Genomic DNA, 21,939 nt, shown 5'->3' on the forward strand with positions numbered 1-21,939 from the left:
GCCGCCGGGGCCGCCGGGGCCGCCGGGGCCGGGCGCCGGCGTCCGATCCACCCGGCAAGGGTGCGCGCGCCACCGACCGCCAGCACCGTGAGCAGCAGGTAGGCGGCCATGCCCATCCAGTACCAGCTGCCTTGCGAGAAGGCGGCCACGGCCTCCGAGGGCACGAGCGCCATGAGCGGCCGGGACACGATCAGGCTCGCGCCGAGCACGCCCAGCAGGATCGCGCCCGTGCGCCGCCAGAGGGGAGACCTGCCCGTGTCCCGGAAGAGACGTCGATACAGGTACAGGTGACCGCCCACGACGGTGATGGACAGCAGGGCGAAGAAGACGAGGAGCCGTGTCGGAATGGCCATGTGCCCTCGCATACTCACGGGCACTCCGGATCGTCGCAACCCTTCCGTCCATGAAGAAGCGTGAAGCGGGCGCCCGTTCAGCCAAGCAGGGAGCGCAGCGCCTCGGACAGCTCGGGTTGGCGGAAGGCATAGCCCGTCTCCCGGGCCCGCTCGGGCAGCACACGCTGGCCGCCGAGCGCCGTGACGGACATGTCCCCCAGCGCGAGCTTCAGCGCGAAGGCGGGCACCGGCACCAGGGCCGGCCGTCCCAGCGCCGCCCCCAGTGCCTGGGCGAAGCGCGCGTTCGTCACCGGCTCGGGCGCCGTCACGTTCATGGGCCCCCGCAGGTCCTCCCGCTCCAGCGCGTGGTGCAGGAGCCCCACGGCATCCTCCAGGTGCACCCAGCTCAGGTACTGCCGCCCCGAGCCCATGCGTCCCCCCAGGCCCAGCCGGAACAAGGGGAGCATCGTCCCGAGCGCGCCGCCCGAGGGGTGCAGCACCACGCCGATGCGCGCCACCACCGTGCGGATGCCCGCGTGCTCGGCCTCCAGCGCCTCGGCCTCCCAGCCCCGGCACACCCACGCGAGGAAGTCGTCTCCGGGTGCTCCCGTCTCCGTCAGGGGCTCCTCGCCACGGTCCGCCCCGTAGTAGCCAATGGCCGAGGCGGAGACGAAGTGGCGCACCGTGCCCGCCGTGCGCAGGGCCTCCACCAACAACCGCGTGCCCACCACCCGGCTGTCCTGGATGCGCTGGCGCGCGGCGGCCGTCCAGCGCTGCGCCACGGGCTCGCCCGCCAAGTGCACCACGGCCTCCGCTCCCGCCAGGGCCTCGGGCGACAGGGGCGTGGTGGCGTCGAAGAAGGAGCCCGTCACCCCCGGCGGCAGCCGCCCGAGCGCGCGCTTCACGTCTCGCGCCAGCACGTGCACCGCGTGGCCCGCGTCCAGCAGCCGCCGCACCAGGGGCGGGCCCAACAGCCCGCTCGCTCCACTGAGGGCGACCTTCATGGGGCCACCTTCATGGATGGGCGTCCCGCGGCGCGCCCGTCATGTTCACGCCGAGCAGCGTGCTCAGGTGTCCGAAGAACACGTCCATGTCCTCTTCATCCAAGCGGCCCGAGTGGCTGTAGACGATCCTGCCGTCCGCGCTCAGCAGCATCACCGAGGACGTCTTCTTCGGCAGCTTCCAGGGCGCGTCGCCCAACACGCCCTCCAGGTCCACGAGGATGGGCACGCCCCACTTCTTCTCCTCGCCGCGCACGTGTGACAGCGCGATGTCCCGCGCGGGAAAGAAGTTGAAGGACTCCAGGTTGGCCACCGCCACCACCCACGCCGCCTGCAACAGCCCCATCTCCCGTCCCCGGTTGAACAGCGCGTCCTTCAACGAGGCGTTGAGTGTCGTCGAGTGGCGATCCTCGTAGAACAGAATGACGGGTTTTCCCCGCCACTGGGACAGGGCCACTTCTCTTCCACGGGAATCCCACAAGGTTGCATTCATCGGCACGGCCTCCGGGGGTGCGGCGAGGGCGGAGCCGGTGGCCAGGACTGCGGCCATCAGTGCTCCCGCGAACCACGTCTTCAGGGGAAACGATGTTGGACGAGGCATGTACAAACCCTGAACATAGCCTTGACAAACCTTGGACGCAAAGGTTACCTCCACATACGAAGGTAGCCACGCGTCTGGAGGAGTGCCGTATGGGGCCCACGCCGTTCATCGCCGCTGCACCCAGGTTGGCTCCCTCCGTGGAGCGGACGTGGGTGGCGTTGGTGCGGGCCCAGGTGGAGGGCGCCCTGGCCGAGCTGTTGGTGCTTCCGGACGAGGCAAGGTTGGACGAAGGGTGGGCAAGGGCACTCGGCCAGACGAGGGCTCAGCTGTCCCGCTCTCCCCAGCAGATGCGCCCGGCGCTGCTGCTGGCGGGCTATTGCCTCGCACGAGGCTCCACGGTGGTGCCCGCGGGCCTGTGGCGCTTCGCCGCGGGCCTCGAGTTGCTGCATGCCTCGCGGGCCCTCCACTCCGACGTGCTGGCGTTCTCTCGGCCGCGCCCGGAGGGAGCACCGCTGCACGCGCGGCTCGCGCCGGGACCCGCGGGAGGGCACCTGGCGGTGGTCGTGGGAGATCACCTCTTCGCCCGCGGGCTGGAAGTGATGATGGAGGCGGACGTGCCGGGAGCCGTGCAGGCGAGCCAGTACTGCCTGCGGATGGATCGCTCCACGGTGCCGGGCCTCTTCCGCCGGGAGCAGGGCGGGGTGCTGGCGGAGCAGGGTGGCGCGCGTCAGGCGCTGCGGCTCGCCCGCCTGCGGATGGTGCGCGAGGGGCTCGCCACCGCCCTGGTGTGCGGCGCGATGCTGGCGGGCGCGGAGGACTCCCTGCGGCTGCGGCTGGCGCGCGTGGGGTGCGGCCTGGGGCTCGCCACCCTGCTTCGTCAGGAGTCCGCGAACCTGCTCGAGGTGCCCTGGGGCGGCCCTGGCGACTTCGTACTGGGGCGATGCACCTTCCCGTTGATGGCCGCCTGGTCGCGCTCGCGACCCGAGGCGCGCGCGGAACTCGAGGCCCTGTGGAACCTGCCCCGCGAGCAGAAGGACGCCGCCGTGCTGTCGCGGGTGCGCGTCCTGGTGGACGAGGCCGGGGGCCGCTCGGCCACCGAGCGCATCGCCGCGCGGGCGGCGCACGGCGCGGTGCGGGCGCTCGCCGCATTGCCCAATCCCCAAGGCCTGCGCGACCTGATGCGGGCGCTCGTGGGTCCGTCGTCCCTGCCGATGGTTTGAGAGGAGATGCACCGTGGAGCGTGGCAAGCGACAAGCGGTGGTGGTGGGCGCGGGCGTGGGTGGACTCGCGGCGGCGGCGCGGCTGGCCCACGCGGGCTTCAGCGTGCACCTGTTCGAGAAGACGGACGGCCCGGGCGGGCGCTGCAATCAGCTCAAGGTGGACGGCTTCACCTGGGACCTGGGCCCCACCATCGTGCTCATGCCCGAGGTGTTCGAGGAGACGTTCACCTCGCTCGGCCGGCGCATGGAGGACTACCTCACGCTGCACCGGTGCGATCCCAACTACCGCATCCACTACCGTGACGGCTCGGCCATCACCTTCACCTCCGAACTTTGTGCCATGGGGCGCGAGCTGGAGCGGGTGGAGCCCGGCAGCTTCCAGCGCTACCTGTCCTTCCTCGCGCTCGGCCGCACCCAGTACCGCACGGGGTTGGATCACCTCGTGGGCCGCAACTACGCGGGCCTGTCCGACTACTTCGTGCCCTCGGTGTTCAAGCGCATCCTCGAGGTGCGCGCGCACCGGCGCATGTACTCGGAGGTCGGCCGCTTCTTCAAGGACGAGCGGCTGCGCGCGGGGATGACCTTCCAGTCCATGTACCTGGGCGTGTCACCCTATGCCGCGCCGGGGGTGTTCGCGCTGCTGCCCTTCACGGAGCTGGGCGTGGGGGTGTGGTTTCCCCAGGGCGGGCTGTATGCCATTCCCCTGGCGCTGGAGAAGGTGGCGCGCGAGGAGGGCGTGCACCTGCACTACGGCACGCCCGTGCGGCGCATCCTCACCGAGGGCAAGCGCACCACGGGCGTGGAGCTGGAGGGCGGCGAGGTGGTGCGGGCCGACGTGGTGGTGTGTAACGCGGATCTGCCCTACGCGTACGAGAAGCTGCTCGACCAGAACGTCACGCGGCTCAAGCGCGCGGACAAGCTGCGCTACACCTCCAGCGGCTACATGCTCTACCTGGGCATGCGCCGACGCTACGACGAATTCCTCCACCACAATGTCTACTTCGGCAACGACTACAAGGGCTCGTTCGACTCCATCTTCGAGCGCTTCCGTGTCCCCGAGGATCCGAGCTTCTACGTGAATGCCCCCGCCCATACCGACCCGAGCCTCGCGCCGCCGGGCAAGGACGCGCTCTACGTCCTGGTGCCCGTGCCCCATCAGCACGAGGGACTGGATTGGAAGACGGAGGGCCCGCGCGTGCGCGCCAAGGTGTTCCAGCGCCTGGCGGAGCTGGGCCACACGGAGCTGGAGCGCGACATCGAGGTGGAGCGCGTGCTCACCCCGGACGACTGGGCGTCCACGTTCAACCTGGCACGGGGCAGCGCTTTCGGGCTCGCGCAAAACTTCTTCCAGATTGGTCCCTTCCGTCCGTCCAATCAGGATCCGCGTGTGAAGAACCTCTTCTTCGTGGGAGCCTCCACGCAGCCCGGAACGGGACTGCCCACGGTGCTCATCTCCGCGCGTCTGGCGGTGGAGCGCATCCTCACGTGGGCGGGAGTGGACAACGTGGTGCGCGCGCCTGGGGGGACCGGGCCCGGTTCAATGGAGGAAGCGGCATGAAGTCGCGGGACGAGAGCCTGGTAGCACGGGGTTACCGGATGGCGGAGCAGGTGACCCGGCACCATGCCAAGAGTTTCTTCTTCGCCTCGTTCATGTTGTTCGGCATGAGGCGCAAGGCGGCCTTCGCCCTCTACGCCTTCTGCCGGCGGCTGGACGACATGGTGGACGTGGCGGACGGGGCGGACAAGGGCGCGGTGCCCGCGGACCTGGCCGAGCGGCTGACCCGCGCGCGGCGCGCCGTGGCCGAGCTCTTCCTGGACACCCCCGAGCTGGCGGACCCCCGCCTGCCTCCGCCCGCCACGCGCGCCAGCGGTGGCGAGGGGCCGTGGCACCCCGCGGAGCTGGCCGCGCTCGTGGACTGCATCCAGCGCTTCCGCGTGCCCGAGTACCCCATGCAGGAGCTCATCTCCGGCATGGAGATGGACCTGACGATCCGCCGCTACGACACCTGGTCGCAGCTGGACTTGTACTGCTACCGGGTGGCCGGCGTGGTGGGGCTGATGATGGCGGCCATGCTCGGGTGCTCCGAGGAGTGGGCGCTCGGGCCCGCGGCGGACCTGGGCCGGGGCATGCAGCTCACCAACATCCTCCGGGACGTGGGCGAGGACCTGGAGCGCGACCGCGTCTACCTGCCCCTGGAGGAGCTGGCGGCCTTCGGGCTGTCGTTGGAGGACCTGCGCCGGGGCGTGGTGGATGAGCGCTGGCGCGACTTCATGCGCTGGCAGATCGCCCGGGCGCGCGCCTACTACGAGCGCGCCGCGGCGGGCATCCCCGCGCTGTCGGGCTTCGGCTCGCAGCGCATGGTGATGCTCATGGGCTCCATCTATGGAGACATCCTGCGCGTCATCGAGGAGCGCGATTTCGACGTCTTCTCGGGCCGCTCGGCGGTGACGAAGTCGCGCAAGTTCGCGCTGGCCACCCACGCGCTCGTGCGGCCCGCGACGGTGCCCCTCATGCACGTGCGCGCGCCGGGTGAGGCGGCGCTGCCCCTGCTGCCGTCCACGCGCGCCGTCACGACGGGATCCATGCCATGACGCGCGAGCGTCCGGGAGTCGGGAGATGAAGTCCATGCGTGTCGCGGTGGTGGGTGGTGGAATCGGAGGACTGACGGCCGCCGGACTGCTGGCCAGGGAGGGTCATGACGTCACCCTCTTCGAGGGCGGTCCCCACCTCGGCGGCAAGGCGCAGTCCGTGCAGGTGGGCGGACTGCGGCTGGACACCGGGCCCACGCTGCTCACGCTCCCGGACGTCGTGCGCGGGCTGTTCGAGTCGCTGGGCGCGGCGGATCTGCTGCCGCCCTTCCTCGAGCTGGAGGCGCAGTGCACCTACCACTTCGCGGACGGGTGCGGCTTCGTGGCCCACAAGGACCTCGAGCGCACCGCGGACAGCGCCGCGCGGCTGCGTCCCAGCGAGGGCAAGGGCGTGCACGGCTTCTACGCGGAGGCCGAGCACATCTGGCGCGCCGCGGGCGAGCCCTACCTGGAGGCCCCCTTCGAGGGCATGGCGGGCTTCATGTCCCGGGTGATGCGCCGGGGCATGGTGGCCGTGGCCCGGGGCATGAAGCTGTCCACCCTGGATGACCTGGCGCGGGCGCATTTCAAGACGGAGCACATGTGGCAATTCGTGGGCCGCTTCGCCACGTACGCGGGGGCATCGCCCTACGCGGCGAGCGCGGCCTACGCCCTGGTGCCTCACATCGAGCGCGCGTACGGCGTGCACCACGTGCGGGGCGGGATTGGGGCGCTGGTGGACGCGCTCGGGGCGGCGGTGGCGCGCCTGGGCGTGAAGGTGCACCTGAACACGCGCGTGCACTACCAGCGCGAGGGCCACGGCTACCGGGTGGGTCCTTCCGGCGGCGAGGAGCGCTTCGACTCGGTGGTGGTGAACGCGGACCCGCTGGACAAGCTGGGCCGCGGAAGCGAGCCGCTGTCGCTGTCGGGCCATGTGCTGCTCTTGGAGGTGGACGGCCGTCCCGCCCTGCCGCACCACACCGTGCTCTTCAGCCGGGACTACCGGCGCGAGTTCGACGAGCTGTTCGCGGGCCAGCTCGCGGCGGATCCCACCGTGTACTTCTGCAACCCCGCGGCGACGGATGACACGGTGGCGCCGCCGGACAAGACGGGCCTGTTCGTCATGGTGAATGCCCCGGCGCTGCCGCGCGAGCCCGCTGCCGCCGAGCGCGCCGCGGCGGAGTGGGAGCTGCACGGCGAGCGCGTGAAGGCGCAGATGTTCGACAAGCTGCTCACCCACTACCCGGAGCTGCGTGGGCGCATGCGCGTGGTGGCCCAGCGCTCGCCGGTGGACCTGGCGGCGTTGGGTGCGCCCGGCGGCTCCATCTACGGCTTCCTGCCCCACGGCCGCTTCGGTCCCTTCCGCCGTCCGCGCATCCGGGGAGGCACGCCCGGACTCTTCTTCGCGGGCGGAGGCACGCACCCCGGCGGAGGCGTTCCCCTGGTGATGCTCTCGGGCCAGTTCGCCGCCCGCATGGCGTCCGCGCACCTGAGGAGCGGCGGATGAGGCGCCTGGATTTCCTGACGCCGCGTGCCCTCCGGGGCGAGTCGTGGCTGGACGCGCTGCCGAAGCTGCCGGAGACCGCCGGGGCCTATCGCTGGTTCTACGCCGACGTGACGGCGGGCGAGTACAGCGCCGTCTTCATCTTCATGCTCGGCTCGCTCTTCTCCCCGCGCTACTCGGTGGGGGCGCCGCGGGGCGCGCTGCCCCTGCAACACAGCGCGGTGAACTTCGCGCTCTACCACCGCGGCCGCGGAGTGCGCTGGGTGCTCAGCGAGTATCCCCGGGCGTCGGTGTGCCAGTCGGGCCGGGAGCTGCTCATCGGCCGCTCGCGCCTGGAGTACACGCGGGAGGGCCAGGTGTGCCTGGAGGTGGATGAGCGGTGCGCGCCCTTTGGCGGAGCGCTGCGCGCGCGGCTGGTGCTCCAGCCCGAGTCCTTCTCGACCGAGGAGGTGCAACTGGTGCCGGGCGTGCCGCACTACTGGCGGGCGCTGGCGCCCCGGGCGAGGGCGTGGCTGTCGGTGGACTCCGAGGGCGTGCAGGTCGAGGGCCACGGCTACCACGACACCAACCATGGCGCGGAGCTGCTGGGCGCGCGGCTGCCGGGCTGGTACTGGGCGCGGCAACACGGGCCGGAGGAGACGGTGGTGGAGTACCACCTGCCGGGTGGAGTGGCTCCCCTGCGCGTGACGGCGAGTGCCCGGGGCACGTCGTGTGAGCGGTGGCCGGTGCGCGCGGAGCCGCTGAGCACGCGCATGACGGGATGGGGCCTGCGCGTGCCGGAGCGGCTGGTGTCGGGCCCCGGGGGGACGACCGAGCCCCGGTTGCTGGAGTCCTCTCCCTTCTATGCCCGGCTGGAGGCACGCCAGGGCGGGCTGGATGTGATGGGGGAGGTGGCGGACTTCCGGCGCTTCCACTCGCCCTTCATCCGCTGGATGGCGCACTTCCGCACGCGCGTGGAGCGCCAGGCATGAGCACGTGGGCGGCCCTGGCGATGGCCTGGGGAGGACTGGCCGGTGGCTTCAGCGCGGTGGCGTTGGCGCGCCTCATGCGGCGGCGTCCGGCGGCGGCCTCCACGCGGGTGCCGGTGTTGTTGCTGCGTCCGGTGGATGCGCCCACGCCCCGCGAGGTGGAGAACCTGGCCACGCCCATCGACTACCCGGGCCCGTTGGAGCACGTGGTGCTCGCCCCCGAGCGACCGCCCCTGCCCGAGCACGTGCGCTGGGTGCCGAGCGAGCCCTCGACGCCCAACCGCAAGGTGGGGCACCTGCTGCACGCGCTGAGGGTGCTGCCCCGGGAGGGCCGGGTGGTGCTGGTGGTGGACGCGGACGTGGTGGTGACGGGCGAGCTGGTGGCGGGTCTGGCGGCGCCGGTGGCGGCGGGCGTGGCGCTGAGCACGGCGGTGCCCACGCCGGTGGGCGCGCGGGGGCTCTCCGGACGGGCCGTGGCCGCGCTGCTGCGTCGCACGCACCACAGCTTCCGGGCGCTGCACGTGATGAGCGCCGGGGCGGCGGCGGTGTGTGGCAAGGCGCTCGGGCTGAGTGACCGGGCGGTGGAGGAACTGCCCGCGCTGGCGGACCACATCGGCGAGGACCTGGAGCTGTCCAAGCGGCTGCACGCGCGCGGTCTCGGCGTGGCGTTGTGCGAGGTGCCGGCGGTGGTGCCCCTGGCCGCGGGAGACTGGGACGCGGCCCTGGCCCGCTTCACGCGCTGGATGCAGGTGTTGCGCAGCCACCGGCCCGGGCTCTACCCGACGGTGCCCCTGCTGTTCACGCCCACGTGGCCGCTGCTGGTGCTCGGCATGGCGGTGGGCTCGCCGGGCCTCTTGGGGTGCGTGGCGGCGCTGGTGGCCGTGCGCACCTTGTTGTCCTGGCGGCTCGCGTGGCTCAGCGCTCCCGGAGCCCACGCGGGGGGCTCCGAGGGCGGAGCGCTCCGCTTCGCGCTGGATTGGTTGTTGGGCGAGGCCCTGTTGCTCGCCGCCTTCGTCCGCTCCCTCGCGCACCCCCCGCGGGTGACGTGGCGGGGGCGCGTCTATGCGTTGCACCCAGGAGGCCGGATGTCACCCGGATGGACGGAATTGAAGCAGGAGGGCGGGGTATGACCTACGCACGTTTCCTGGGCCTGTTCGTCGTGCTGCCCATCATCTTGCTGGCGGTGCGCTATCGGCGCGTGCTCACCGGGCGGGCCCTGCTGCCCCTGGTGCCCCTGCTGGCCATCGTCTACGTGGCCACGTGCCCCTGGGACAACCTGGCGGTGAAGTGGGGGCTGTGGCGCTTCAAGCCGGAGCTCATCTGGGGCATCGTCGTGGGCTACCTGCCCCTGGAGGAGTACCTCTTCTTCGGTCTGCAGACGCTGCTGGTGGGGGTGTGGGTGCTCGCGCGGCTGCGCCGGGTGTCCCTGGCGCCCGCTGCCCGCAAGTCCCCCGCGAGCCCTCCGGTGTCCGTGGGCCCGGGCCGGCTGGACTCCAAGCTGGGCTCCAAGGAGGTGGTGTCATGATGGAGTCGCGCTGGGCGTACCTCATCCACCTGATGGCGTGGGCGGGCCCCTTCATCGCGCTGCAACTCGGGGTGCTGGTGTTCTACTTCCGCGAGCGTTCCTGGGCGGTGCTGCGCGCGGCGCTCGTGCCGGCGGGCGTCATGGGCGTCTACCTGTCGGTGGCGGATCACCTGGCCATTCGCGAGGGCATCTGGAGCTTCGGGGAGGGCAAGCACCTGGGCATCTACATCGGCGCGGTGCCGCTCGAGGAGCTGCTCTTCTTCCTGCTCACCAGCGTCATGGTGGCCCTGGGCCTGACGCTCTTCGCCGCCCTGCTGGCCCGGCGCGAGGCGCGCGTGCCGTGATACACGCGGCCAAGGGCGGACTTCCGGGATGGATGGTCGACACCTACGTGGGCTGGAAGTTCCGCTCGTCCTTCCGGGGCCTGTGGGTGCGCGGAGCGCTGGAGGACGGCGTGACCGGGCGCCTCGTCTATGCGAACCACTCCAACTGGTGGGATGGCTTCGTGCTGCACCAACTTGGCCGGGCGGCGGGTTGGGACACATACTGTGTCATGGAGGAGAAGAACCTGGCGCGCTATCGCTTCCTGTCGCGCATCGGTGCCTTCAGCATCCGGCGGGGTGAGGCGGCCTCGTCCCTGGAGACGCTGCGCTACGCGAGTTCGCTGCTCGCCCGGTCCCGGGCAGCGGTGTGCATCTTCCCGGAGGGAGAGCTGCGGCCCCACGGCGTGCGCTCGCTGAAGCTGGAGCGCGGGGTGGAGCTGCTCGCGCGGGTGAGCGGGGCGCGCTGCGTTCCGCTCTGCATCCGCTACGCCTTCTTCGAGCACGAGCGGCCGGACGTGCTGGTGGAGGTGGGCGAGTCACACGCGGCGGCCCCCCTGGAGCGCTACCGCAAGGAGCTGGAGGCGGCGGCACGGCGGCTGGAGGCGGCGACGAGTCTGGAGGGCTTCACCCAGGTGGTGTCCGGCGCCCGGGGCGTGGCCGAACGTTGGGACGCGGTGCGTGGCCATGGCTGAGCGCACCTATCGCATTCACATCGCCGCCGAGTTCTCCGGCGTGAGGGTGGAGCTCATCCGCGCCTGGGAGCGGCGCTATGGGGTGCTCTCGCCCCAGCGCACGCCCTCGGGCTACCGGGTGTACACGGACCGGGACGTGGCACTGCTGCGGCGGCTCAAGCAGCTCACCGAGGAGGGCGTGTCCATCAGCGAGGCGGCGAAGATGCTGCCTCAGTTGCTGGCGGAAATCGACGCGGCCCAGCCTTCCCAGTCTCCGCCTCCGGAGCCGAGCGACGGCAGCGTGGCCTCCTGGCGCGAGGAGGTGCTGGCGGCGGTCAAGGCGTTGGATCAACGCCGGGTGTCGGAGACGCTGGACGAGGTGCTCGCGGCGCTCTCTCCGTTGAAGGCCTACGAGGACGTGCTGGTGCCCCTGCAGCAGGAAGTGGGAGAGCTGTGGCACCAGGGCGTCTTCACGGTGGGGCAGGAGCACCTGGTGACGCAGGAGATCCGCGCGCGGCTCATCAGCCTGCTCCACTCCGCGCCCAACAAGGGACCGCGGCACGCGCTCCTGGCGTGCTTCCCGGAGGAGCAACACGAGCTGGGCCTGCTGGGCATGGCGCTGCGGCTGCGCTACTCCGGGATGACGGTGACGCTGCTGGGCCAGCGCACGCCCACCGACGATGTGGTCCGCATGGCGCGGGCGCTCGAGGTGGACCTCGTGGGCCTGTCGTCGGTGGTGGACCCCGGTGCCCAGGAGTTCGAGGAGATCCTCACCCGGGTCATCCGTGGCCTCGCCTCGGGCATGGCCGTCTGGGTGGGAGGACGGGCGGTGCTCCAGTACCGGGCGCTGTGCGAGCGCCTGGGCGTGCGCGTCTTCGAGCACGCCGCCGACTGGCCACGGCTCCTGGGAGGGTAGGGGAGCGCGCCGGGCGAGGGTTGCTCCCGGCATGAGCGCGCTCCTCTATACTCCGCGCCGGCCATGCCACTCGTGAAAAGACCTGTCCTGAAGACCCCGAGCGCCGGGATGCTCCTGGGTGTCTGCTTCCTGTTCCTCTGCCTCGCGGTGCCACTGCCGGGGTGCGTGCACGACTCCGGGTCCGGGCCCGCCAGGTCGGCCGAGGCGGTGGCCTTCATCGGGGTGAATGTCGTCCCCATGGAGTCCGAGCGCGTGCTGCCGGAGCAGACGGTCATCGTGCGCGATGGGCTCATCTCGGCCATGGGTCCCTCCTCGGCCATCACCGTGCCGGCGGGCGCCCAGCGCATCGAGGCCAAGGGCCGCTATCTGATGCCCGGCCTGTCGGACTTCCACATCCACCTGCACTCGGACGAGCAGCTCCTGTCGTACCTGGCCCATGGCGTCACCACCGTCTTCGAGCTGAACGGCACCCCACGCCACCTGAAGCTGCGCGAGCAGATCGCCAAGGGCCAGGTGCTCGGCCCCCGGCTCTACACGAGCAGTCCGCTCATGGATGGAGGCCCCGAGGGGGGCATCGTGGTGTCGGTGAACTCGCCCGAGCAGGCGCGCCAGGCGGTGGTGCGCCAGAAGCGCGAGGGCTACGACGCCATCAAGGTCTACGACAACGTCCCGCCGGGGGTGTACGAGCAGCTGGTGGCCACGGCGCGCGAGCAGAAGCTGCCGGTGATGGGGCATGTGCCGCGCACGGTGGGCGTGGACGCGGTGCTGCGCGCGCGCCAGGCGTTCATCTCCCACGGCATCGAGTACTTCCTCGCTGGCTCCCGCGACGAATCACGCATCCCCGGCTTCGCGCTCGGCACGAAGGCGGCGGGGACGACGGTGGTGCCGGATCTGTCGCATGTCCACACGTCCTTGAAGATGATGGAGGACCTGGAGGGCGTCTTCTCGGACCCCGAGGCGCGCTACCTGTCCCCGAAGGTGATGAGCGACTGGCGCTACTCCAACCCGACGCGCCGGGTGGACGTGCGGCAGTTCTCCGAGCGGCAGCGGGCGGCGTACCCCTACGTGCAGCACCTCACCCTGTCGCTGCAGCGCGCCGGCGTGCGGCTGGTGCTGGGCACGAACGCGTCGGACGCGGGGCTCTTTCCCGGCAAGACGGTGCACCTGGAGCTGGCGGAGCTGGTGGGGGCGGGCCTGTCGCCCTACGAGGCCCTGGCGACGAGCACGCGCAACCCCGCGGCCTTCATCGAGGAGCACGTGGACCCGGCGGCGCGCTTCGGCACGGTGGCGGTGGGCCAGCACGCGGATCTGCTGCTCTTGCCGGGCAATCCCCTGGAGGATGTCGGGCAGGCGGGGCAGGCGCTCGGGGTGATGGTGCGGGGCCAGTGGCTGACGCGCGAGCAACTGCAGCGCATGCGGGACAAGGTGGCCGAGTCCTTCAACCGGTGAGCCCGGGCGGACACGGGGCCCCCTCCGAGAGGGGGCCGGCTTCAGCGTCCGCTCAGGCCGCGCTCAACTGGCGCTGCAGCGACTGGGTGTCCACGTTGCTCCAGTACTCGACGATCTTCCCGTTCTCGAGCCGGTAGCGCAGGTTGTCCACGACCTCCGCCGTGCGGCCGGTGGCCGGGATGCCCATGAAGGTGCCGATGTGCTTGGCCTTCATGACGAGCTGACACGAGAAGGTCTCTCCCTCCTGGGAGAAGCTGTCGACGCGGAAGCTGATGTCGGAGAAGGTGTCCAGGAAGGCGCGAGTCATCTGCTCGAAGCCCTGGATGCCGGGGGTCTGCCCCGGATAGACGGGGTGGGAGACGATGTTCGCGGCGATGAAGTCGCCCAGTCGCCCCACATTGCGCTGGATGTAGAGCGTGTTGAGGAAATCCTCGTAGAACTGACGGGCCTTCGCGGCGTCCATGGCGGGTCCTTCCGGGGTAATCGGGGAGCGGGATGATAGCGGGTGGCGTGATAAAGACAACGCCTCCCGCCATGTGCGTCTGCGATTGAGCAGGGCGCTGGGGCAGGGCAGGCACTCTGACGGTGTGGAGTGAATTCTTCAACCCTGGTGGATGAGCGCTGGACGCGTGGCGCCTGGTTCGGGACTCCAGCCTCGCCTGTTCGATCCGCGTAAAAGCAATAGCGCTTCGGGGTGGGGACGAGCAGCGCTCGCTATGTGCCCGAGCAGTTTTGATGTACCCGTTGTCGTTCCACCCTCACTCCAGGAGAACCCCCCTTGAAACATGTTTCCCTGTTGTTGTTGGCCGCCGTGTCGCTGTTCGCGCCGAGCGCGAGCGCGCAGACCGCGACGCTGGTCACCTTCCCGGGCCCGACAGGCGACGATACGCTGGAGTCCGGACAGCTCTCGGGCGTGCTCTACCTGCCCGCCAACTAGTTACTGGTCCAACCGGGTCGTGGGCGCCACCAACTCCAATGGCACCCCCAACCTGCAGAACCAGGTGGAGAAGTGGGGCTTGCAACTGGCGTCGCGAGGCATCGTCGCCCTGGCGGTCGACAGCTTCACCCGGCGCAGGCTGTCCATGGCCCCCGACGCGGACAGCGCCCTGTGGCAGGACCAGTGTTCGGGCAAGCAGTACGCGGGACGGGTCAATCCCTATACCACCCGCGTGTTGGATGCCCAGGCGGCACGGGCCTGGCTGGTGACGGACAGCCGCATCAACGCGACGCGGGTGGGCCTCCTGGGCTGGTCCCATGGCGCGCAGGCGGCCATGGTGGAGGCGGCGGAGAAGCCGACGAACACCCTCTTCCGCACGACGGTGCTGTTCTATCCAGGGTGTGGCTCGGACCTGGGCTTTGGCACCCCGGGCGCGAGCACCTGGCGGCCGCACCATGAGCTGCGCTTCAACATCGGCACCGAGGACGACTTCTTCTTCAACTGCCAATCCCGCGCGACCACGGCCCAGTCCACCTACGGCTCCACGCCGGGCAGTGGACACGAGTTGGTGTTCATCCCATACACAGACGCCGAGCACGGTTTCGATGGCGAATCGCAGACCTGGCCTACGTCCACGACGCCCTGCTCGACGCCGGATATGTGCGCCATGAGGGACGCGGACCTCGACTCCCTGGCCTTCTTGTTGTCACGTCTTTGATTGAAGCCGAGACACGCCTCCTGGTATTCGAGCTGCCCCGCCTGCTCTCCCTGCTCGAAGCGGCTGGGCCGGTTGACGAGCGGCCAGTCGCGAGCGCGGCGGCGGTGGGTGGGCTTGGTGGCCCCGCCGCGGAGGGTTGTCACAATCCAGACGGGGAGCCTCCATCCCAGGGCATCGGTCATTTGAACCGGCCCGGCAGGAGACACTTCATGCAGACCGCCACCACTTCCTCCAGTTCCATTCCCACCGCCGGAGTGCTGACTCCCAACCAGTATGTGTTGGGCGGCAAGGGGGTCCGGGTCGAGTTCTCGGCGACCAGCATCACCGGGGAGTCGCTCCTTCACTACCAGGATGCCACCCACGAGGTGAATGCCCGGGGAGAGGAAATCCGACAGCAGGAGACGGAGCTTGGCACCCTGGTGACCGTCACCCTCGAGCCCGACGCCGACGCGGGCGCGCTCCTGCTCAGCGTGATCATTCCGCGGGCGCAGCTCCAGGACACGAGGGGTGAGGTTCAGATCGTCACGAATGCCGTGCTCACCCGCAGCCGGTTTCCCCGGCTCCCCGCGGACGCCCAGCTCCAGACCTACCGGTTCCTCTCGCTGCGGGGCGTGGCCACCTTCGTCGTGTCCTGACGACGGGAGGGCGGAGCGGGGGAGCGTTCAACCCTCGAGCAGACGCCTCGAGGACTTCTGCTTGGAGTACCATGCCCCGCCATGGCGAGAGCTTCATACCTGGCGAGGGCGGGCAACTCATTGCTGCTGGGGGCGCAGCTCATCGTGGCGGGGTGCACGGCCGGCCGCGAGGTGAGCCGGCCGGAAAACCCCTCCCCAGCGCTGATGCGTGTCAAATGCCTCATCACGACGCGAGGGACCAGCGCCCGCTGCCATGTCCTCCAAACCGTTCCGGAAATCGAGGCCAGGGTCGTGACGGCGCTCTCCATGCGGCGCAGTGAGGCCTTCATGCATCGCGGAAGGCCTGCCTGGATCGACTACACCTTCAACATCCAGGTCCAGCCATCGGATTTCAACGCCCTCCCCAAGAATCTGTATGCCTCATGGGAGAAGAAGACGTCCGGGGAAACGGAGGAACAGAAGACGGACGCGGAGTTGCGCCAGCTGGCCTCCTTTCTGTGCCGGCATCAACTGCTCGATTTCCCCGCGACTTCGCGGCTTCCCGCTGGAGCGGATCCCTCCCTGCTCATCCGGCGGGAGGACCTTCTCTTTCTTTGGCGGCAACCCTTCCTGGCGCCGTTCACCGAACTGGACCGCCGGGATCTCCACGAGGACGTGGCCCACTTCGTCTCATGCGAAGTCACGGAGGTACGCGCTTCCGGGGACACGGCGGTGGTCTCCCTCCGCCGGTCTTCTCCCCCTTGGGAGGCGCTTCCGCTCGACCTGCTCGACTCCGAGGATGTCCTCGCGCCCCGTGTGCTGACCGACCGGCTCCAAGCGCTCCAACGTTGGGCCGAGATGCACCCCGCCCGCGGTGAGCCGTCCGTCCACTCCCTCGCGTTCGTGAAATCGTCCGAGGGGTGGTTCGCGGACTACCATCTTCCGGAGAAGGCGCATCCGGCCGCTCCGTAGCCGGGCCTGCCCCCTCAGTTCACCCCGCCCATCATCCGCCGCAAGGGTTGGACGAAGAGGGCGAGCAGGACGCCCGCGGCGATGGCGACGGCGGCCACCGCGCCGAAGAGCTGGGGCAGGGGCATGGCCTCGAACTGTCCCGCCACGCGCCCGGCGAGGAGGTTGCCGAGCGACATGGACATGAACCACACGCCCATCATCATGCCCACCGTGCGCGGCGGAGCGAGCTTCGTCACCGTGCTCAGTCCCACGGGGCTCAGGCTCAGCTCGCCGAAGGTGTGCAGCAGGTAGGTGAGCACCAGCCACATCGGGCTCACCCGGTGGCCTCCCGCGGCCGCGAGCGACGCGCCCACCATCACCAGGAAGCCCGCCCCCAGCATCAACAGTCCCAGGGAGAACTTGGCGGGACTGGAGGGCTCGCGGCCCCGCCGGTTGAGCCACACCCACAACCAGGCGAACACCGGCGCCAGGGTGATGATGAACACCCCGTTGACGGACTGCAGGAGGCTCGCGGGCAGGTTCCAGCCGAACATGTCTCTGTCCGTGAGCTCCCGGGCGAAGAGGTTGAGCGAGGAGCCCGCCTGCTCGAAGCCGGCCCAGAAGATGGTGGAGCTCAGGAAGAAGACGCCAATGACGCCCAGGCGGCGCTTGTCCGTGGCGCCCAGCCCGCCCGCGGCGAACATGTACCCGAAGAAGGCGAGCGCGAGCGCCACGATGACGAAGCCCGCCGCGTCGCCCAGGCCCACCGCGCTCCTCATGTCCACGACGCCCAGTCCCTGCAACGCGCCCAGGAGCACCACCAGCACGGCCCCCACCCCGAGCACCACGCCACGCGAGCCCGCGCGGGGCGCCTCGGCGGACACCTCCGTGCTCCTGCGCGTGGGCAGTCCCACGTCGCCCAGGTGCTTGCCGCCCACCACGTACTGGATGAGGCCGAGCACCATGCCGACGCCCGCGACGCCAAAGCCCGCGTGCCAGCTCACGCGCTCGCCCAAGAGGCCCACCACGATGGGCGCCACGGAGACGCCGATGTTGATGCCCATGTAGAAGATGGAGAAGCCCGCGTCGCGCCGTGCCCCGCCCTCGGGGTAGAGCCCGCCCACCATGGCGCTGATGTTGGGTTTGAGCAGCCCCGTGCCCGTCACGATGAGCACGAGCCCCAGGTAGAAGAACGCCACCCCGGTCATCGCCATGCTGAAGTGCCCGAGCGCGATGATGATGCCGCCCACCAGCACCGCCCGGCGCTGGCCGATGAACCGGTCCGCGAGCCAGCCTCCCGGCAGCGCGGTGAGGTACACCGCCGAGCCATACAGGCCATAGATGGCGCTCGCCTTCGCCGTGTCGAAGCCCAGTCCTCCCCGCGCCACCGTCTCCGTCATGAAGAGGATGAGCAACGCCTTCATGCCGTAGAAGCTGAAGCGCTCCCACATCTCCGTGAAGAACAGCGTGGCCAGTCCCCGCGGATGGCCGAAGAAGCCTCGGGTCGCGAGCGGTGGGGCCGCGGGTTCTCCGGAGCGCGAGGGGGCCGGGGTCATCGTCATGGCGAACTCCAGGGAGAACGGCTGGTGGGCGTCCAGCCGACCCCCCACTCTATCGCTTGGACTTTTTCAGGGCCATTGGATGCACTCGCGTTCGCGCGTGGAGGCCCACGAATCTTCGGAGGCGCGAGCGTTCACGCTAGAGTCGCCTCGCCCACGGACCGGAGAGTCTGGTGCGTGGTCCCCTTCGACGAGACGAGACACGGAGATGCCTGTCCCCCAGAACGTGGCCACGGACTATGGTTTCCGCTCGACAGCCCCCGGGTACATCATTCCCGCGGAGGCGCGTCTATGGTTCGAGGATCTCAAGGCCCGGGTGCTTCGCCTCGAGGGACGGCCCTTCGGGTTGCTGGTGGATTCACGCACCCAGAAGTCCAATCCCCCCGAGAGCCAGGAGATCATCCGCGATGCGATGGTGTGGTTGCGCGACCATGGCATGCAGCGCTCGGTGGTGGTGTTGGACAGCACCGTGGCGTTGATCCAGATCCTCCGCATCGCCAAGTCCACGGGCGTCTACTCCTATGAGCGCTACCTGGATGCGTTGAAGGACCCGCGGTGGGAGCGCAAGGCGGTGGATTGGCTCGCCCACGGCATCGACCCGGACCTGCCGCCGCCGCCCCCCGCGCAGGAGGGTTGAGGTGCGGCCCATGTCTTCGCCGGACATCGATCGCCTCGCGCCCACGCGCCGCCCGGACGAGCGGCCGGTGATGTACCAGAGCTGGCGCCACCTGCTCTTCCTGCACTGGTCGCTGCCCGTGGAACAGGTGGCCCCGCTGCTGCCCGGGGGACTCACGCTCGACACCTTCGAGGGCCGGGCCTGGGTGGGGCTGGTGCCCTTCACCATGCGCGGGGTACGGCCCCGGGGCCTGCCCGCGGTGGGCTTCCTGTCGGACTTCCACGAGACGAACGTGCGCACCTACGTGCACTTCCAGGGGCGCGACCCGGGCGTCTGGTTCTTCAGCCTCGAGGCCGCCAACGCCATCGCGGTCCGGCTGGCCCGGGCCTGGTTCAAGCTGCCCTACCACTTCGCGGGCATGGAGCTGACGGCGGCGCCCGGGGGCACCTCCTACGCCTACCGTTCCGAGCGCCGCTGGCCCCCGCCCACGCCCGCCTCCTGCGCGGTGCGGTGCCTGCCGCGGGGGAGCGCGTCCACGTCCACGCCGGGCACGCTCCAGCACTTCCTCGTCGAGCGCTACTTCCTCTACTCCCAGGCCCGCGGCGAGCTCTACCGCGGGCAGGTGCACCACGCGCCCTACGAGGTGAGGGGCGCGGACGTGGAGGGGCTGGAGGAGACGCTCCTGGCGGCCGCGGGCCTGTCCCGCCCGTCCGAGCCGCCCCTGGCCCACTTCTCCGAGGGCGTGGACGTGGACGTGTTCCGCTTGCGGCGCGTGGTGCGCTGACGCGCGCTCAGCCGCCGCAGTCGGCGGAGCAATAGGTGGGCAGGCCGCTCTTCTCCGTCTGCTCGCACACGCCGTTGCCGCAGGTGGCGATGTCCGACGGCTTCATCTTCGTGGTGACGGGCCGGTAGGTGACGCCGTTGTAGACGCAGGAGGTGTAGTAGGTCTGGCTGCTGTCGAGGGTGCAGTACTGCGAGCAGCTCCCCACGTACACCATGGGCGCGCACTGCGACGTGGTGGGGGACGTGCCCGGCAGGCCGCACACGCGGGGGCTGCTCTGCTGGGCCGCGAGCGTCAGGCCGTCATTGCCGCCGAACACGCCCGTGCTCCCATCGAAGAGGTTGCCGAAGAAGCACCCCTCGCGCAGCGTGTGGCTGGTGACCTCCGCCGAGGTGGTGGCGATCACACTGCCGGAGCCGTTGAGGCCTCGCAGGGAGACGGTGACGTGCAGGCCGTACTTGTTGGCGTGTGCGGCCATGCACGCGGACACCACCTGGAGCTCCGCCGTCGTGGCCGCCAGCCCGCTGCTCCAGTTGGGGGCCAGTCCCAACACGCCGTTCCACGTATAGGTCGTCCCGGTGCTGGGGGACGTGTACGTGCGCGTCGAGCCCGCCGGCACCGCGCACTCCACCAGGTACTTCATCACCTCGGCGCGCAGCGCCGCGTTCACCTGGAACCAGTTGTGGAAGCTCGTGGTGGAGAGGCCGTTGAGGTTCAGCCCGTTGAGGTTCAGCCCGTTGAGGTTCAGCCCGTTGAGGTTCAGCCCGTTGAGGCTCAGCCCGTTGCTCAGCAGGACTTCCTGTCGCGCTTCCTCGGGAGTCTCCGTTTCCGAGAACGTTTCCTCCCCAGGTCCACACCCGATGACGAATACCAGCAGGATGCCCGCCCACCACCGCCATCCCGCCGGGCCATTGCTTCCATCGTTGCTCCGAGACTCGAAGGTCTTCATCAGCATGGACTTCCTCCCCCCCAAAACGGATGTGGATATTCGGTGAAGCAACTCCTCCTTGGTGGGAACTCTCGGAAAAACCCCGACAACCTGTTCTCCACGTCTTTACTGTTACAAAAGATAAAGCCGTGTAGAAGGGAAACTTCATGTAGTCGGTTATTTCTAGTTTAGTTGAAAACAACTGGACTCCGGGGCAGACCGGAGTGACGGGGAGTTGTCATTTCGCGGGGTTACGTCTCGTACCGCGGTACGAGGCGTGGGCGGACACACGGGGGGCCCACGAGGGCCACACCCCGTTGTTCAACGCACGAGCCGGAGGCAGTGGAGGGGAAGGGGGGACGTCAGGCGCGCGCGGCCGCGGGGGTGATGCCCAACCCGTTCGTGTCGCGCACCACCCAGCCGGCGATGTCCGCCAGGGGACCGCCGGTGATGTCGATGCCCTCGGGGCCGCGCCGGGCATCCACCTGGCCCACGTGGACGCAGGCGCGCACGCTCACGCGGGTGCCTCGGGCGCGGGCCTGGGCCCGCTCGTGGAGCTGGTGCGCCGTCTCCAGCAACTCGCGCGCGCCCGTGCGCGGCGGCTCGTCGAGCGGACGCACCCCCAAGAGCGCCATGCCGGTCTGCACGGCGAGCACGAAGCCCGCGGCGCGCAGGTCCTGCTCGAGCCCGTCGAGCACCTCGGAGACGGTGGTGTAGGCGGCGTCGTCCTCGGCGCCCTCCTCGAGCACCACCTCGGCATGCAGGGCGAAGGCGCGCACGCTGCGGCTGATGGCGGTGAGCCGGGTGGTGGACGCGGGCAGTACCGCCTCGCGCAGCGCGGTGCGGAAGGAGTCCACGTCCGGGTAGCGGTGCTCGGCCTCCTTCTCCAGGCAGCGCAACACCACCGCGTCCACCGCGGGCGGCACGGGCGCCTCGGTGCTCGGCCGCGGCGGGGGAGCCTCCAGGTGCATGCGCTCCACCTCCAGCCGGTCATCGGACTGGAAGGGGTAGTGGCCGGTGAGCATCTGGTAGAGCAGCACGCCCAGCGCGTACACGTCCGTGGTGGGGCCGATGTTGCCGCTGCGGAACTGCTCGGGTGCCATGGCCTGCGAGGTGCCCAGGCGCTGGCCGGCGATCGTCAGCCCCTCCTGGCCCGGCTCGGGGTGGATGAACTTGGCGATGCCGAAGTCGAGCAGCTTCACCACCGGGGGCTCGCCCTCGGACACCACGGCCACGTTGCTCGCCTTGAGATCCCGGTGCACCACGCCCGCGCGGTGGGCCGCCTCCAACGCCTCGCACACCGGCTCCAGGAAGGCGAGTGCCCGCTCCGGCGACAAGCGTCCCCGCTCGTGCAGGAGCTGGCTGAGCGTGCGGCCCGGCAGCAGCTCCATGACATAGTAAGGACTGCCATCCGGCAGCATGCCGAAGTCGTACACGTCGACGATATGCGGGTGGCGGATCTGATTGACGACCCGCGCCTCGCGCACGAAGCGTTGCAACATCTCGCCCTGATCCGTCAGGTGCGGATGCAACACCTTCACCGCGGCGCGCCGGCCGAGGATGCGGTGTTCCGCCTCGTACACGGCCCCGTGCCCCCCCGAAGCCAGGACCGCCTTGAGAACGTATTCCCCCGCGAGCACCCCAGGAGAGACCTGTACTCGGGTCGGTACATCCCGGGACGGTGTATGCTCTTTGTGGGGAAGGATGTGGAAGGTGCTATCCAGGTCCGCCATCATTCAAGATTAGCACTTCGGATGGAGTGTTCTCACAGGGGGGGTCCCCCCCCTCTGTCGAGCGGAGGGCACTTGAGCTAACCT

Annotated in this window: 23 protein-coding genes and 1 pseudogene; 17 read left to right on the forward strand and 7 right to left on the reverse strand. The window is 70.0% G+C overall.

Going from position 1 to position 21,939, the window contains the following annotated elements; translation table 11 throughout:
* The 3 genes and pseudogenes from D187_RS47065 to D187_RS47075 all read right to left on the reverse strand — a co-directional run.
* Positions 1 to 353, reverse strand: a pseudogene (locus D187_RS47065) (metallophosphoesterase); the annotation flags it as partial.
* Between the two features lie 77 nt (positions 354 to 430).
* Positions 431 to 1,336, reverse strand: a complete 906-nt coding sequence (locus D187_RS47070) for a TIGR01777 family oxidoreductase (RefSeq protein ID WP_002631660.1) — start codon at positions 1,334 to 1,336, stop codon at positions 431 to 433.
* Between the two features lie 10 nt (positions 1,337 to 1,346).
* On the reverse strand, positions 1,347 to 1,883 hold the full coding sequence (locus D187_RS47075) for a TlpA family protein disulfide reductase (RefSeq protein WP_245592011.1): 537 nt from the start codon (positions 1,881 to 1,883) through the stop codon (positions 1,347 to 1,349).
* A gap of 140 nt (positions 1,884 to 2,023) precedes the next feature.
* On the opposite strand from D187_RS47075, the gene D187_RS47080 reads away from it, so the two are divergent.
* From D187_RS47080 to D187_RS47130, 11 genes are all read left to right on the forward strand, one after another.
* Positions 2,024 to 3,094 (forward strand): polyprenyl synthetase family protein, encoded by a 1,071-nt coding sequence (locus D187_RS47080; RefSeq protein WP_002631664.1) that lies wholly within the window; start codon positions 2,024 to 2,026, stop codon positions 3,092 to 3,094.
* Positions 3,095 to 3,107: 13 nt separating this feature from the next.
* Positions 3,108 to 4,652: a phytoene desaturase family protein gene (locus D187_RS47085; protein WP_002631666.1), complete on the forward strand. Its 1,545-nt coding sequence runs from the start codon at positions 3,108 to 3,110 to the stop codon at positions 4,650 to 4,652.
* Positions 4,649 to 5,686 carry a phytoene/squalene synthase family protein gene (locus D187_RS47090; RefSeq protein ID WP_002631675.1) on the forward strand — a complete coding sequence of 346 codons (1,038 nt, stop codon included), beginning with the start codon at positions 4,649 to 4,651 and terminating at the stop codon, positions 5,684 to 5,686. Before D187_RS47085 ends, D187_RS47090 begins: the two co-directional genes overlap by 4 nt.
* 25 nt (positions 5,687 to 5,711) lie before the next feature.
* Positions 5,712 to 7,169 carry a phytoene desaturase family protein gene (locus D187_RS47095; protein ID WP_002631677.1) on the forward strand — a complete coding sequence of 486 codons (1,458 nt, stop codon included), beginning with the start codon at positions 5,712 to 5,714 and terminating at the stop codon, positions 7,167 to 7,169.
* Positions 7,166 to 8,137 carry a carotenoid 1,2-hydratase gene (locus tag D187_RS47100; protein WP_002631679.1) on the forward strand — a complete coding sequence of 324 codons (972 nt, stop codon included), beginning with the start codon at positions 7,166 to 7,168 and terminating at the stop codon, positions 8,135 to 8,137. Before D187_RS47095 ends, D187_RS47100 begins: the two co-directional genes overlap by 4 nt.
* Positions 8,134 to 9,264, forward strand: a complete 1,131-nt coding sequence (locus tag D187_RS47105) for a glycosyltransferase family 2 protein (RefSeq protein ID WP_002631680.1) — start codon at positions 8,134 to 8,136, stop codon at positions 9,262 to 9,264. The genes D187_RS47100 and D187_RS47105 overlap by 4 nt, the downstream gene beginning before the upstream one ends.
* Complete coding sequence (locus D187_RS47110; RefSeq protein WP_002631681.1) at positions 9,261 to 9,659, forward strand: lycopene cyclase domain-containing protein; 399 nt, start codon at positions 9,261 to 9,263, stop codon at positions 9,657 to 9,659. Before D187_RS47105 ends, D187_RS47110 begins: the two co-directional genes overlap by 4 nt.
* Positions 9,656 to 10,003 (forward strand): lycopene cyclase domain-containing protein, encoded by a 348-nt coding sequence (locus D187_RS47115; protein WP_002631682.1) that lies wholly within the window; start codon positions 9,656 to 9,658, stop codon positions 10,001 to 10,003. Before D187_RS47110 ends, D187_RS47115 begins: the two co-directional genes overlap by 4 nt.
* A complete protein-coding gene (locus D187_RS47120; protein ID WP_043435475.1) occupies positions 10,000 to 10,674 on the forward strand; it encodes a lysophospholipid acyltransferase family protein in 675 nt (224 codons plus the stop codon). The genes D187_RS47115 and D187_RS47120 overlap by 4 nt, the downstream gene beginning before the upstream one ends.
* A complete protein-coding gene (locus tag D187_RS47125) occupies positions 10,667 to 11,569 on the forward strand; it encodes a MerR family transcriptional regulator (RefSeq protein WP_002631684.1) in 903 nt (300 codons plus the stop codon). The genes D187_RS47120 and D187_RS47125 overlap by 8 nt, the downstream gene beginning before the upstream one ends.
* 108 nt (positions 11,570 to 11,677) lie before the next feature.
* Positions 11,678 to 13,018, forward strand: coding sequence for an amidohydrolase family protein (locus tag D187_RS47130; protein WP_002631688.1), 1,341 nt, complete (start codon positions 11,678 to 11,680; stop codon positions 13,016 to 13,018).
* A 52-nt stretch (positions 13,019 to 13,070) separates the two neighbouring features.
* On the opposite strand, the gene D187_RS47135 is transcribed toward D187_RS47130, so the two are convergent.
* Positions 13,071 to 13,481 (reverse strand): ester cyclase, encoded by a 411-nt coding sequence (locus D187_RS47135; protein WP_002631690.1) that lies wholly within the window; start codon positions 13,479 to 13,481, stop codon positions 13,071 to 13,073.
* Positions 13,482 to 13,796: 315 nt separating this feature from the next.
* Between D187_RS47135 and D187_RS56630 the strand changes: the two genes are divergently transcribed.
* From D187_RS56630 to D187_RS47150, 4 genes are all read left to right on the forward strand, one after another.
* Complete coding sequence (locus D187_RS56630; RefSeq protein WP_002631691.1) at positions 13,797 to 13,955, forward strand: hypothetical protein; 159 nt, start codon at positions 13,797 to 13,799, stop codon at positions 13,953 to 13,955.
* A gap of 19 nt (positions 13,956 to 13,974) precedes the next feature.
* Positions 13,975 to 14,673 carry a dienelactone hydrolase family protein gene (locus D187_RS47140; RefSeq protein WP_002631693.1) on the forward strand — a complete coding sequence of 233 codons (699 nt, stop codon included), beginning with the start codon at positions 13,975 to 13,977 and terminating at the stop codon, positions 14,671 to 14,673.
* Positions 14,674 to 14,882: 209 nt separating this feature from the next.
* Positions 14,883 to 15,308, forward strand: coding sequence for a hypothetical protein (locus D187_RS47145; protein ID WP_002631694.1), 426 nt, complete (start codon positions 14,883 to 14,885; stop codon positions 15,306 to 15,308).
* Positions 15,309 to 15,389: 81 nt separating this feature from the next.
* Positions 15,390 to 16,259, forward strand: a complete 870-nt coding sequence (locus D187_RS47150) for a hypothetical protein (RefSeq protein ID WP_043435480.1) — start codon at positions 15,390 to 15,392, stop codon at positions 16,257 to 16,259.
* A 14-nt stretch (positions 16,260 to 16,273) separates the two neighbouring features.
* Here D187_RS47150 and D187_RS47155 read toward each other — a convergent pair whose 3' ends face one another.
* Positions 16,274 to 17,800: a peptide MFS transporter gene (locus D187_RS47155; RefSeq protein ID WP_002631696.1), complete on the reverse strand. Its 1,527-nt coding sequence runs from the start codon at positions 17,798 to 17,800 to the stop codon at positions 16,274 to 16,276.
* 205 nt (positions 17,801 to 18,005) lie between these two features.
* Between D187_RS47155 and D187_RS47160 the strand changes: the two genes are divergently transcribed.
* Both D187_RS47160 and D187_RS47165 read left to right on the forward strand, forming a co-directional pair.
* The gene (locus D187_RS47160; RefSeq protein WP_002631697.1) at positions 18,006 to 18,434 is read left to right on the forward strand and encodes a hypothetical protein; all 429 of its coding nucleotides are present in this window, start codon (positions 18,006 to 18,008) and stop codon (positions 18,432 to 18,434) included.
* Between the two features lie 10 nt (positions 18,435 to 18,444).
* The gene (locus tag D187_RS47165; RefSeq protein ID WP_043435514.1) at positions 18,445 to 19,197 is read left to right on the forward strand and encodes a YqjF family protein; all 753 of its coding nucleotides are present in this window, start codon (positions 18,445 to 18,447) and stop codon (positions 19,195 to 19,197) included.
* A 7-nt stretch (positions 19,198 to 19,204) separates the two neighbouring features.
* On the opposite strand, the gene D187_RS47170 is transcribed toward D187_RS47165, so the two are convergent.
* Together D187_RS47170 and D187_RS47175 are read right to left on the reverse strand one after the other, a co-directional pair.
* Complete coding sequence (locus D187_RS47170; protein ID WP_002631699.1) at positions 19,205 to 20,149, reverse strand: hypothetical protein; 945 nt, start codon at positions 20,147 to 20,149, stop codon at positions 19,205 to 19,207.
* A gap of 335 nt (positions 20,150 to 20,484) precedes the next feature.
* On the reverse strand, positions 20,485 to 21,858 hold the full coding sequence (locus D187_RS47175; protein ID WP_155894062.1) for a serine/threonine-protein kinase: 1,374 nt from the start codon (positions 21,856 to 21,858) through the stop codon (positions 20,485 to 20,487).
* Positions 21,859 to 21,939: the final 81 nt, after the last annotated feature.

The sequence above is a fragment of the Cystobacter fuscus DSM 2262 genome, assembly GCF_000335475.2.
Classification (GTDB): Bacteria; Myxococcota; Myxococcia; order Myxococcales; family Myxococcaceae; genus Cystobacter; species Cystobacter fuscus.